The organism is Salinisphaera sp. RV14, from assembly GCF_052044135.1.
Lineage (GTDB): Bacteria > Pseudomonadota > Gammaproteobacteria > Nevskiales > Salinisphaeraceae > Salinisphaera.
Genome location: NZ_JBQDYF010000007.1, coordinates 68,591 through 81,690 on the forward strand (window position 1 = coordinate 68,591; position 13,100 = coordinate 81,690).

The following is a 13,100-nucleotide window of genomic DNA, read 5'->3' on the forward strand; positions in this document are numbered from 1 at the left end:
CAGCCCCGGCGGATTCCCGGCCCGGCCTATGCGGTGACCCGGGCCTGGATCTCCTGCAGCGCATACACATCCAGCGCCCGCTCGTCGGACAGCGCGGTCGCACTGGCCTGACCACCGGCGATGGTCGTGAAGTACGAGACCTTGTAACGCAACGACGTCATGCGAATCGAACGCGACTCCTCGATCGCCCGCTTGCCCTCGGTGGTGTTGACCACCAGCTGGATCTCGCCGTTCTTGATCATGTCGACGATATGCGGGCGGCCCTCCTTGACCTTGTTCACCGCCGTGCACTCGATTCCGGCCGCGGTCAGCGCCGACGCCGTACCACGGGTCGCAATGAGCGTGAAACCGGCGGCGACCAGTTCGCGCGCCATCTCGACCGCCAGCGGCTTGTCGGCATCGCGTACCGTGATCAGGGCGACGCCCGGGGCTTCGGGCAGGCCGATGCCGCTGGCGAGCTGCGACTTGGCGAACGCTTCGCCGAACGTTTTGCCCACGCCCATGACCTCGCCCGTCGACTTCATCTCCGGGCCCAGCAGCGGGTCGACGGTCGGGAACTTGGTGAACGGGAACACCGCCTCCTTGACCGCGAAGTGCGGCAGCTTGCGTTCGGCTCCCGTATTCTGATCGGCCAATGTCTGCCCGACCATGCAACGCGCTGCGATCTTGGCCAGCGGCATACCGGTGGCCTTGGATACGAACGGCACGGTCCGCGACGCCCGCGGGTTGACCTCCAGCAGATAGACCTCGCCCGCCCGGATCGCAAACTGCACGTTCATCAGTCCGACGACCGACAACCCCTTGGCCAGGGCCGCGGTCTGACGCCGGACCTCGTCGAGCACATCGTCGCCCAGGCTGTACGGCGGCAGGCTGCAGGCCGAGTCGCCGGAGTGCACGCCAGCCTGCTCGATATGTTCCATGATGCCGCCGATGAAGACCTCGCTGCCATCGCAGATCGCATCCACGTCCAGCTCGATCGCATCCTCGAGGAAACGATCGAGCAGCACCGGAGAGTCGGGCGAGACCTTCACCGCGGCCGACATGTACTGCTGCAGATCCTCGGGCTCGTAGACGATCTCCATGGCCCGGCCACCCAGGACATAGGACGGCCGCACGACCATCGGAAAGCCGACTTCCTCGGCCAGGCGCATGGCCTCGGCCTCGGAACGCGCGCTGCGGTTGGCCGGCTGTTTGAGTCCCAGCTTGTTGACCAGGTTGAGGAAGCGGTCGCGGTCCTCGGCCAGGTCGATGGAGTCCGGCGTGGTGCCGATGATCGGCGCACCGGCCGCTTCCAGCCGCCGCGCGAGCTTGAGCGGCGTCTGGCCGCCGTACTGCACGATCACGCCCTTCGGTTTTTCCACGTCGATGATCGACATGACGTCCTCGAAGGTCAGCGGCTCGAAATACAGGCGGTCGGAGGTGTCGTAGTCGGTCGAGACCGTCTCCGGATTGCAGTTGACCATGATGGTCTCGTAGCCATCCTCGCGCATGGCGAGCGCGGCATGCACACAGCAGTAATCGAACTCGATGCCCTGGCCGATCCGGTTCGGTCCGCCGCCCAGTACCATGATCTTGTCGCGATTCGAGGGATTGGCCTCGCATTCCTCGTCGTAGGAGGAGTACTGGTAGGCGGTGGCGGTGGGAAATTCCGCGGCGCAGGAATCGACCCGCTTGTACACCGGCACGATGCCGTGGGTCAGCCGCGCCCGGCGCACCGCGAATTCGTCACAGCCGAGCAGCGTGGCCAGGCGCAGATCGGAAAAGCCCTTGCGCTTGTAGGCACGCAGCGTATCGGCGTCGAGATCGCCGATGGTGGAGTGGGCCAGCGCGCCTTCCATCTCGATGAGTTCGGCGATCTGGTCGAGGAACCAGACGTCGATATGCGTCAGTCGATGCACCTCGTCGATCGAGAAGCCGGCGCGGAAGGCGTCCGCCACATACCACAGGCGCTCGGCGCGCGGTGTCGACAGTTCGCTGCGCAGCGTGTCCTGCGCCGCTTCAGTCGTGACATCGGCCAGTTTGGGCTCGAAACCGTCGGAGCCGATTTCGAGACTGCGCATCGCCTTCTGCAGCGATTCCTGGAAATTGCGGCCGATCGCCATCGCTTCGCCGACCGACTTCATCTGCGTGGTCAGGCGGTCGTCCGCAGTCGGGAATTTCTCGAACGTAAAGCGCGGCATCTTGGTGACGACATAATCGATCGACGGCTCGAACGATGCCGGCGTGGCGCCGCCCGTGATTTCGTTCTGCAGCTCATCGAGCGTGTAGCCGACCGCCAGCTTGGCCGCGACCTTGGCGATCGGGAAACCGGTGGCCTTGGAGGCCAGCGCCGAGGAACGCGACACGCGCGGGTTCATCTCGATGATGATCATGTCGCCGGTGGCCGGGTCGATCGCGAACTGGACGTTCGACCCGCCGGTGTCGACGCCGATCTTGCGCAGACAGGCCAGCGAGGCATCGCGCATCACCTGGTATTCGCGATCGGTCAGCGTCTGGGCCGGCGCGACCGTGATCGAGTCGCCGGTATGCACGCCCATGGCGTCCAGGTTCTCGATCGCACAGATGATGATGCAGTTGTCCGCGTGATCGCGGACCACTTCCATCTCGTATTCCTTCCAGCCCAGCACACTCTGTTCGAGCAGCACCTCGTTGGTGGGCGACAACTCCAGACCACGCGAGAGCAGATCCTCGAACTCCTCGCGGTTGTAGGCAATGCCGCCGCCGGTACCGCCCAGCGTGAACGAAGGCCGCATGATGATCGGGAAACCAATGCCGGCCTGCACCTGCTCGCCCTCGGCCATGGTATGGACCGTCTTCGACGCCGGCGTCTTGAGACCGATTTCGGTCATCGCCTCGCGGAAGGCGTTGCGATCCTCGGCCATGTCGATGGCATCGCGCGACGCGCCGATCATCTCGACGCCGTGCGCTTCGAGCACGCCGTTATAGAACAGATCCAGCGCACAATTGAGCGCGGTCTGGCCGCCCATCGTGGGCAGCAGCGCATCCGGCTTTTCCTTGGCGATCACCTTGGCCACCGTCTGCCAGGTGATCGGCTCGATATAGACCGCGTCCGCCGTTTCCGGATCGGTCATGATCGTGGCCGGATTGGAATTCACCAGAATGACGCGAAAGCCCTCGGCGGCGAGCGCCTTGCAGGCCTGCATGCCGGAATAATCGAATTCACAGGCCTGGCCGATCACGATCGGGCCGGCGCCGATGACGAGGATACTTTTTAGGTCTGTGCGTTTGGGCATGAAAACGTCCGCAAATTAACGCGAATTAACGCAAATGTAAGATAGATCAATCAGACGGGTGCGCTGTCGTTATGACCAGCGACCATCCGCTTGATACCGAGCCGCGCGGTTCGGAAATTCAAAAGCAGACCGGCGCTGATACCGCTGGCTTCGAGATAGTTCATCAACTGCGCCTCATGCTGGCGATGAAGTGCCGTCAACGCCTTGATCTCGACGATCAACTGGTTGTTGATGACAAAATCCGCGACATACTCACCCACCACAGAGCCTCGATACCACACGGTAAGCGGCTGTTGAGACTCGAAGGTCAAACCCTGGCGCCCTAATTCGATTGCGAGCGCATTGTGATAGACGACTTCCAGAAAGCCGGCCCCCAAGCCGTTCGACACCGCAGCCGCGCAACCAATAACACGCTCTGAAATCTTTTCTTCATTTGCGGACGGTTTTGCCTTCCATGAGTTTCATGAAACGCTCGAACAGCGGTCCGACGTCATGCGGGCCGGGGCTGGCTTCCGGGTGTCCCTGGAATGAGAATACCGGCGCGTCCGTGATCTCGATGCCCTGCAGCGTATGATCGAACAGAGAGCGATGGGTTACGCGGGCATTGTCCGGCAGACTGGCCTCGTCGATGGCGAAGCCGTGGTTCTGGCTGGTGATCATCACCTCGCCCGTGGCCACGTCCAGCACCGGATGGTTCGCGCCATGATGGCCGAACTTCATCTTCAAGCTCCGACCGCCGACGGCGAGCCCGAGAATCTGGTGGCCGAGACAGATACCGAAGGTCGGCAGCTTGCGCTCGATCAGCTCGCGGCAGGTCGCGATGGCGTAATCGCAGGGCTCCGGGTCGCCCGGGCCATTGGACAACAGAACGCCGTCCACGCCGAGGTCGATCACATCCCGGACCGCCGTTTTGGGCGGCACCACCGTCACCCGAGCGCCGCAGTCGACCAGCCGGCGCAGGATGTTGTACTTGACACCGTAATCGTAGACCGCGACCGCGAACCGGGGTTCGGCCGGCGCATGGCTGTCGTTGGGGCCGACCCAGCTGCCCTCGGTCCAGACATACGATTCGCGCGTTCCGGCAGCAGCCGCCAGGTCCGCGCCCTTGAGGCCCGGGAAACCACGCGCGGCGGCGATGGCCTCGTCCTCATCGATATCGTCACCGGCGACGATGGCGCCGTTCTGGGCCCCCTTTTCGCGCAGCAGACGCGTCAGGCGCCGTGTGTCGACATCGCCGATGCCCACGATCCCGTTAGCTTCCAAGTAACCGACCAGGCTGTCGTCGCTGCGCCAGTTGCTCGGCGCGCGTGGGACTTCGCGGATGATCAACCCGGCTGCCTGCACGCCGGCCGACTCGATGTCCTGGCCATTGGTCCCGGTATTGCCAATATGCGGATAGGTCAGTGTGACCATCTGCTGCCGGTAGGAGGGGTCGGTCAGGATTTCCTGATATCCCGTCATGGCAGTGTTGAACACCACCTCACCGACCGTTCGACCGCGCGCACCGATGGCGCGACCGCGAAAAATACTTCCGTCTTCGAGCGCAAGTATGGCTTTCGGGGGCAATGGGGGCTCCAGTACTGGAATGAGACAGGCCGCAAGGCGGCGAGAGTATAGCGATTTAGCGGCTTCGCTTCCAGCCGCTGAACCGGGCCTGGTGCTGTTGCATGCGACGCTGCGTTGCAGTTCACCCGGGTAGCAGGGCGACACCGCGGACACCGCGCTCGTTGCGCGTCGTCGTGCCGCGTTGCGGCGATGCGCCGTGTTTCCGGATACGGGCAACAGCGCCTGGCCAGGCACGAACCGCGCCCACAACCGATGACGGGGTCGTGCGTTACCGGTCCTGCGTCAGGCCGAGCACGTCGTTCATACCGTAGTGGCCGGGCGCCTGCCGCGCCGCCCAGGCGGCGGCCCGCATGGCCCCGCCGGCGAAGGTCTGGCGCGAACTGGCCTTGTGCGTGATTTCGATGCGCTCGCCCTCGCCCGCGAACATCACGGTGTGCTCGCCGACGATATCGCCGCCGCGCACGGTGGCAAAGCCGATGGTCCGGCGATCACGCGCGCCGGTATGGCCGTGGCGGGCATAAACGGCGCAGTCGTCGAGATTGCGCCCCGTGGCCTCGGCGGCGACTTCACCCAGCCTGAGCGCCGTACCCGAGGGCGCATCCACCTTGTGCCGGTGATGCGCTTCGATGATTTCGATGTCGACATCGTCGCCCAGCGCCGCGGCCGCACGGCGCACGAGATCCAGCGACAGATTGACGCCCGCGCTGTAATTCGGCGCCTGGACGATCGCGATGTCAGCGGCGGCTTCATCGATCTCGCGCTGCTGCTCACGCGAGTAGCCGGTGGTGCCGATCACCATCGCCGCGCCCTTCCGGCGGCAAACAGCCAGCGCCTCGATCGACGGTTCGGGAAGAGAGAAATCGACCAGGACATCGAAATCCGCGTCGGCGATGGTGCCGGAATCGGTCAGCACCACGCCGGTCTCCGCGATCCCGGCCAGACGGCCCGCGTCCACGCCGAGCGTATCGCTACCGGGGGCGCCGAAAGTGGCCGCCAGCTCGAGATCGGCGCGCCGGCCACAGGCCACGACCAGTTCGCGCCCCATGCGGCCGGCGGCCCCGTTGATCGCCACACGCGTACTCATAATCCCTCCTCTGCCCGGGATTCGATCAGCTCAGATGCTCACCAAAGAAACGTTTGGCCTTGTCCAGCCAGCCGGTGGTTGCCGGACTGTGGCTGCGACCGCTTTCCTGCAGGGAGTCCCGGAACTCCTCGAGCATCTTCTTTTGCTTGTTGTTGAGGTTTACCGGCGTTTCCACGCTCACCTTGACCAGCAGGTCGCCCGGCGAGGACGTGCGCACGGACTGCACCCCCTTGCCGCGCAGCCGGAAGGTCTTGCCCGACTGGGTCTCGGGTGGAACGCGCAGGCTGACCTTGCCCTTGAGCGTCGGCACGTCGATTTCGCCGCCCAGCGCGGCGGTGATCATGTCCACGGGCACGTTGGCGCGCAGGTTGTTGCCGTCGCGCACGAAGAACTCGTGCGGCTTGACGTTGATCTGCACGTACAGATCGCCCGCCGGCCCCCCCATTTCGCCGGCCTCGCCTTCGCCCGACAGGCGAATACGGTCACCGTTGTCGACGCCCGGCGGCACCTTTACCGACAGCGTCTTGGAGGACTGGATGCGGCCGTCGCCATTGCACTTCCGGCATGGGTTGCGGACCTTCTTGCCCGAGCCCTGGCAATCCGGACAAGTCTGCTGGATCGACAGGAACCCCTGCTGGATACGCACCTGGCCATGGCCATTACAGGTATCGCAGGTATCGACCGGCGAACCCGGCTCCGCCCCGTCGCCGCCACAGGCTTCACACTGCTCCAGCGTGGGGATACGGATCTCGATGGTATCGCCCTCGATCGCGGTTTCCAGATCGAGATCCAGGTCGTAGCGCAAATCCGCGCCGCGCGTGGCGCGCTGGCGGCCACCGCCCATGCCACCGCCGAAGATATCCGAAAAGATATCGCCGAAGATGTCGCCGAAGCCGCCGGCACCGGCGCCGCCGAAGCCGCCACCGCCGGCCGCGCCCCCGAGCCCGGCATGGCCGAACTGGTCGTAGGCGGCTTTTTTCTGATCGTCGGACAACACCTCGTAGGCCTCGGAGGCCTCCTTGAAGCGCGCTTCGGCCTGTTCGTCACCGGGATTACGGTCCGGGTGATTCTTCATGGCCAGACGGCGATAGGCCTTCTTGATCTCGTCCTGCGAGGCGTTTCTCGAAACGCCCAACACCTCGTAATAGTCGCGTTTTGCCATGATCGTTGCCCAAGATCCCTGATTGAACCGCGCGGTCGTCCATCGCTTTCGACCTCGCGGATTAATCAGCCATCTTTACCTGCATTGAATGAAAAATGCCGGGGCAGCGACTACCGCTACCCCGGCGCGTGGCGACATCCGCCAGGTCTTACGAGTTCGTGCCCGACTTCTTGTCGTCGTCCTTGACTTCCTCGAAGTCGGCATCCACCACGTCATCCTCGGCATGACCCGACTGGCCCTGATGGCCCTGATGGCCCTCGGCCGCGCCTTCCTGGCCCTGTTCGCCGCCCTGGCTATAGGCCTTTTCCATGATCGGCGCCGAGGCTTCCGACAGCTTCTGGGTCTTGGCCTCGATGTCGTCCTTGTCGTCGCCTTCCAGCGCGGTGCGCAGTTCGGCGACCGCATCGTTGACCGGCTTCTTCTCGTCCTCGGACACCTTGTCCCCGAGATCACGCATGGCCTTTTCGATGCCGTGGATCAGGCCGTCGGCCTGGTTGCGCGCGGTGATCAGTTCGTTGAACTTGGCATCTTCCTCGGCATGCGCCTCGGCATCCTTGACCATCTTCTCGATCTCGTCGTCGGACAGGCCGGACGAGGCGCGAATCTGGATCGACTGCTCCTTGCCAGTCGCCTTGTCCTTGGCCGAGACATTCAGGATGCCGTTGGCGTCGATATCGAAGGTGACTTCGATCTGCGGGGTGCCGCGCGGCGCTGGCGGAATGTCGCTCAGGTCGAAGCGGCCCAGCGACTTGTTCGCGCTGGCCTGCTCGCGCTCACCCTGCAGCACGTGCACGGTCACGGCCGGCTGATTGTCTTCGGCGGTCGAGAAGGTTTCCGACTTGCGGGTCGGAATGGTGGTGTTCTTCTCGATCAGCTTGGTCATCTTGCCGCCGAGCGTCTCGATACCGAGCGACAGCGGGGTCACGTCCAGCAGCAGCACGTCCTTGGTGTCGCCCGACAGGACCGAACCCTGAATGGCGGCACCCACGGCCACCGCTTCGTCCGGGTTGACGTCCTTGCGGGCGTCCTGGCCGAAGAAGCTCTTGACCGCTTCCTGCACCGCCGGCATGCGCGTCTGGCCGCCGACCAGGATCACGTCGTCGATGTCCGACGCCTTCATGCCCGCGTCCTTGAGCGCGGTGCGGCACGGATCGATCGTGCGTGCCACCAGATCCTCGACCAGGGACTCCAGCTTGGCCCGCGTAATCTTCATGTTGAGATGCTTCGGGCCCGACTGGTCGGCCGTCACATACGGCAGGTTGACCTCGGTCTGCTGGGTCGACGACAACTCGATCTTGGCCTTCTCGGCCGCTTCCTTGAGCCGCTGCAGGGCCAGCTTGTCCTTGCGCAGATCAACACCCTGCTCCTTCTGGAACTCGTCGGCGATGTGATCGATGATCTTGTTGTCGAAGTCCTCGCCGCCGAGGAAGGTGTCGCCGTTCGTGGCGTGCACCTCGAACTGGTGTTCGCCGTCGACTTCCGCGACCTCGATGATCGAGATATCGAAGGTACCGCCGCCCAGATCGTAGACCGCGATCTTCTTGTCGCCGCCCTTCTTGTCCAGGCCATAGGCCAGTGCGGCCGCGGTCGGTTCGTTGATGATGCGCTTGACGTCGAGACCGGCAATGCGACCGGCATCCTTGGTTGCCTGGCGCTGACTGTCGTTGAAGTAGGCCGGCACGGTGATCACGGCTTCGGTGACCGTCTCGCCCAGATAATCCTCGGCGGTGGCCTTCATCTTCTGCAGCACCTTGGCCGAGATCTCCGGCGGCGCCATTTTCTTGTCGCCCACCTGGACCCAGGCGTCACCGTTATCGGCCTTGACGATCTGGTACGACACGGACTCGATGTCCTTCTGCGTGGTCGGATCATCGAAGGTACGACCGATCAGACGCTTGATGGCATACAGCGTGTTGGTCGGATTGGTTACCGCCTGGCGCTTGGCCGGACGGCCGACCAGCGTCTCGTTGTCGTCGGTGAAGGCGACGACACTCGGCGTCGTGCGCTCACCTTCGGCGTTTTCGATGACTTTCGGCGTGTCACCTTCCAGCACCGCCACACACGAGTTGGTGGTGCCCAGGTCGATACCGATGATCTTGCCCATGTCTTGGTCCCTCTTGATTCTTCAATTTGCGCTGCGTCGGCAGCGGCTCAAAACGTTGCTTGACAATCGATTTGGGGCGATCCGCGTTGCTTTTCAAGCGGCGCTCGCCGCTTTTTAGCCTTCGCCGGCGGGTTTCGCGACGGTGACCATTGCGGCCCTGAGTACGCGCCCGTTGAGCATGTAGCCCTTCTGCATCACCGAGGCCACCGTATTCGGCGCCAACTCGTCGCTCGGCTGGGTGGAGACGGCCTCGTGATACTCTGGATTGAAGGTCTCGCCTTCCGGATTGATCGGCTCGATGCCGACCTTTTCCATGCTCGAAGCCAGCATGCGATACGTCATATCCATGCCTTCCTTGAGCTTTTCGAAATCCCCCTGGTTCTCCTCGGCCGCCTTCAGGCCGAGTTCCAGGCTGTCACGCACACCGAGCAGCTCCGTGGCGAACTTCTCGATCGCGAATTTCCGGGCGGATTCCACGTCGCGCTGTGCCCGCTTGCGGACATTTTCCAGCTCGGCGGCCGCACGCACGGCCTGGTCGCGGTACTTCTCGGCATCGGCGCGGGCCTGCTCGAGCTCAGCGCTCAGCGCATCGGTTTCGGCCATGCCGTCGGCGCTCGCCTCACCCGTATCCACCTGATCCTCGGGCCCGTCCTGGACCTGCTTGATGTCCGGCTGCGGCCTGTTCGCGGCGGCAGAATCCCGCTCGCCGTGTGGCGTCTGGCGCTCGTCGTGCTGACTCATTACAAATCCCCACTTTCAATATGGCAGGTAATCGATTGGCGTTTCGCCGGACCCATGACGCGGTCGCGGCGCGGACTGAAGCCAAGAATTGGGCTGGCCGTGCGTATTTCAAGACATCGAATAATGTTTCCGGGCGCCCGTCCCGGCGTCGCGTTCAGGTCATGCGCGTTGAAATTGTCATCGAACCTGTGAATGCTTGGGCCCATCACCCGGCCATGGACTCGGCCTCGATGGGCACCCTCTTCTCCACCGTCGGCATCTGCGCGAAACGCGACGATGTCGGCGTAATGCGCACCCTGCACGCACTCACCGCCGATCTTCTCGGTCGCGGCAAGCGCGTATTGATCGACGATTCGCACGACCCCGCGGTCTACGGCGTGGAAGCCTGTTCGCGCGCCGAGCTGGGCGCGGCCAGCGATCTGGTGGTGGTGGTCGGCGGCGACGGTACGCTGCTCGACGCCGGGCGTGCGGTCGCCGCGCACGGCGTACCGCTGCTGGGCATCAATCTCGGCCGCCTGGGCTTCATGGTCGATGTATTGCCGGACGACATGAAATCGACGTTCGACGACGTGTTCGCCGGTTGCTACATCGCCGAGGCACGCCTGATGATCAGCGCGCGGCTCAAGCCGGCCGGCCGGGAGATCGAGGCCGACGGCATGCCCGCCATCAACGAGTGCGTGGTGCGCAACCAGGCGTTCGCCCGGGTACTGGATTTCGATACCTACATGAACGGCGATTTCATCAGCCACCACCGCGCCGACGGCATGGTCATCGCCACCCCTACCGGCTCCACGGCCTACGCGCTGTCCGGTGGCGGCCCGGTGCTGCATCCCGGCCTGAATGCGCTCGCCCTCGTGCCGATCTGTCCGCATACCCTGTCCGACCGGCCACTCATCGTGGATGCCGATCACGAAATCGAGATCCACATCGCGCAGACGATCGAGGGCGGCGCGCTGTATACCAGCGACGGCCAACTGAGCCGGGGCCTGGCCGCGGGCGACAGCGTGGTCGTCGCCCGTGCACCGTACGACCTGAACCTGATTCACCCGCCCGGTTACGACTACTTCAACATTCTGCGCAACAAGCTCCACTGGGGACGAGGACAACAGGCGCATCGGGTCTGATACAGTAGAACTGTATTTTCATACAGTCATATCGTGCCGTATCACGGCGCCGAATCGGAACACAGCGATGCTGGCAGAAATAACCATCCGGAACTTCGCCATCATCGACCGCCTGGCGGTCGAATTCGGATCGGGCATGACGGTGCTCTCGGGCGAGACCGGCGCCGGCAAATCGATCCTGATCGATGCACTCAGTCTTATTCTGGGTAATCGCGCGGATGGCGCCGCCGTGCGCGAAGGCGCCGACCGAACCGATATCAGCGCACGCTTCAGCCTGGCCGACGCACCCGCCGCGGCGGTCTGGCTCGCCGACCACGAACTGGATGCCGATGATGAGTGCGTGATCCGCCGCGTGGTCGCCCGCGAGGGCCGCAGCCGCGGCTGGATCAACGGCACGCCCGTGCCGGTACGCGAGCTCAAATCGCTTGGCGAATGCCTGGTCGACATTCATGGCCAGCACGCGCATCAATCACTGCTCAAGCGCGATGCACAGCGCGACCTCCTGGACGAATACGGCGAACATGCCGAGGCACTGCGCGCGGCGGCCGAGGCCGCCGGACAGCTGCGCGCAACGCGGGCGGCGATCGAACGCATCGAGCAACGCGACGGCCGCGGCGAATCGCGCATCGATCTGTTGCGTTATCAAGTCGACGAACTCGACGCCCTGGGGCTCGAAGCCGGCGAGATCGAAGCACTGGAAGCCGAACACAAGCGGCTGGCCAGCGCCGAACGCCTGATCGGTGACGGCCAGCGGGCACTCGCCCTGCTCTACGAGGCCGAAGACGGGGCCGCCACCGAACGCCTGGGCGCGACGGAACGACTTCTGTGCGAGCTTGGCGATATCGACGCCGGATTCCGGCCCATCGCCGAACTGGTCGGCAATGCGCTGATCCAGGCCCAGGAGGCGGCCGACAGCCTGCGCCGTCATGTCGAGGCCCTGGATATCGACCCGCAGCGCTTCACCGAAGTCGAGAACCGGCTCGGCACGCTGCGCGACATCGCGCGCAAGCATCATGTCGCGCCGGAAGAACTGCCCACGCTGACCGAACGCCTGCGCCGCGAACTGGCCGAACTGGAAGGGGCCGACGAAAAGCGGGCCCAGCTCAAGGCGGCGGAACAGAAACAGCTCGAAGCCTACACGGCCGCCGCACGGACCCTGAGCCAGGCGCGGTTGCGCGCCGCCGAACCGCTGGGCCGCGCCATCACGGGCATCATTCGTTCCCTGGGCATGCCCGAAGGCGAATTCAGCGTTCGCGTGCGCCCCGGGGCCAGCGAACGCGTCTCGACCCGCGGGACCGACCACATCGAATTCCTGATCGCGGCCAATCCCGGCCAGAGCGCCCGCCCACTCGACCGGGTCGCCTCCGGCGGCGAACTGTCCCGCATCAGCCTCGCGATTGAAGTGATCGCCGCCGCGCGCACACGCGTGCCGACCCTGGTGTTCGACGAGGTCGATACCGGCATCGGGGGCGGCGTGGCCGAGATCGTCGGCCGGCAACTGCGCGCGCTCGGCGCCAGCGGCCAGGCGCTGTGCGTGACACACCTGCCCCAGGTGGCGGCGCAGGCCCAGCACCACCTGCATGTCGCCAAGCAGGTAAAGAACCGGCAGACGAGCACGCGCATCACCGCGCTGGATGACGACGATCGCATCGAGGAACTGGCGCGCATGCTGGGCGGCGTCGAATTGACCGAACAGACGCGCGCGCATGCGGCCGACATGATTGCCCGGGCCGGCACGGCACCCGACTGAGCGCCCGGACGGAGCAAGACGCACGATCGATCGATCCCCAAATCGACTCAGGCGCGAATGCAATCGTTTGGCAGGCGAAAAAGCCGTGCCGTATGATGCGGTTCGCGACATGGGGGCACAACCTCTGATCAGATCTGACGCGGCCGCGCGGCGGAAACCGCCCGCGGCAGGCAAGGAAGAAGGAGAGCGGTTTGCTGAGCGCCAATAAAAGACGGATAACGCCGCCCGGGCGCGCGCGAAGCTCCGGCCCGGCGCGGGCTGCCGCCCTGCCGCGTTATTCGGCTCGGCCGCCCGTTCGCCCGGGCGTTTCGCCGC

9 protein-coding genes are annotated in these 13,100 nt (G+C 64.6%); 2 read left to right on the forward strand and 7 right to left on the reverse strand.

Features of this window, described 5'->3' with window-relative positions:
* Nucleotides 1–26: 26 nt before the first annotated feature.
* From carB to grpE, 7 genes are all read right to left on the reverse strand, one after another.
* A complete protein-coding gene (carB, locus tag ACS8Y6_RS09320; protein WP_440855441.1) occupies nt 27–3,254 on the reverse strand; it encodes a carbamoyl-phosphate synthase large subunit in 3,228 nt (1,075 codons plus the stop codon).
* Nucleotides 3,255–3,304: 50 nt separating this feature from the next.
* Nucleotides 3,305–3,676 carry a GxxExxY protein gene (locus ACS8Y6_RS09325; RefSeq protein ID WP_440855467.1) on the reverse strand — a complete coding sequence of 124 codons (372 nt, stop codon included), beginning with the start codon at nt 3,674–3,676 and terminating at the stop codon, nt 3,305–3,307.
* Nucleotides 3,677–3,683: 7 nt separating this feature from the next.
* Entirely contained in the window at nt 3,684–4,820 is a 1,137-nt protein-coding gene (gene carA / locus ACS8Y6_RS09330; protein ID WP_440850345.1) for a glutamine-hydrolyzing carbamoyl-phosphate synthase small subunit, read from the reverse strand.
* 268 nt (nt 4,821–5,088) lie between these two features.
* Complete coding sequence (dapB, locus tag ACS8Y6_RS09335) at nt 5,089–5,904, reverse strand: 4-hydroxy-tetrahydrodipicolinate reductase (RefSeq protein WP_440850346.1); 816 nt, start codon at nt 5,902–5,904, stop codon at nt 5,089–5,091.
* A 25-nt stretch (nt 5,905–5,929) separates the two neighbouring features.
* The gene (gene dnaJ, locus ACS8Y6_RS09340) at nt 5,930–7,066 is read right to left on the reverse strand and encodes a molecular chaperone DnaJ (protein WP_440850347.1); all 1,137 of its coding nucleotides are present in this window, start codon (nt 7,064–7,066) and stop codon (nt 5,930–5,932) included.
* A 148-nt stretch (nt 7,067–7,214) separates the two neighbouring features.
* The gene (dnaK, locus tag ACS8Y6_RS09345; protein WP_440850348.1) at nt 7,215–9,170 is read right to left on the reverse strand and encodes a molecular chaperone DnaK; all 1,956 of its coding nucleotides are present in this window, start codon (nt 9,168–9,170) and stop codon (nt 7,215–7,217) included.
* A 114-nt stretch (nt 9,171–9,284) separates the two neighbouring features.
* The gene (gene grpE / locus ACS8Y6_RS09350) at nt 9,285–9,911 is read right to left on the reverse strand and encodes a nucleotide exchange factor GrpE (protein WP_440850349.1); all 627 of its coding nucleotides are present in this window, start codon (nt 9,909–9,911) and stop codon (nt 9,285–9,287) included.
* A 161-nt stretch (nt 9,912–10,072) separates the two neighbouring features.
* Here grpE and ACS8Y6_RS09355 point away from each other — a divergent pair, with 161 nt between their 5' ends.
* Both ACS8Y6_RS09355 and recN read left to right on the forward strand, forming a co-directional pair.
* Nucleotides 10,073–11,035, forward strand: coding sequence for an NAD(+)/NADH kinase (locus ACS8Y6_RS09355; protein WP_440850350.1), 963 nt, complete (start codon nt 10,073–10,075; stop codon nt 11,033–11,035).
* Between the two features lie 67 nt (nt 11,036–11,102).
* Entirely contained in the window at nt 11,103–12,785 is a 1,683-nt protein-coding gene (recN, locus tag ACS8Y6_RS09360; RefSeq protein ID WP_440850351.1) for a DNA repair protein RecN, read from the forward strand.
* Nucleotides 12,786–13,100: the final 315 nt, after the last annotated feature.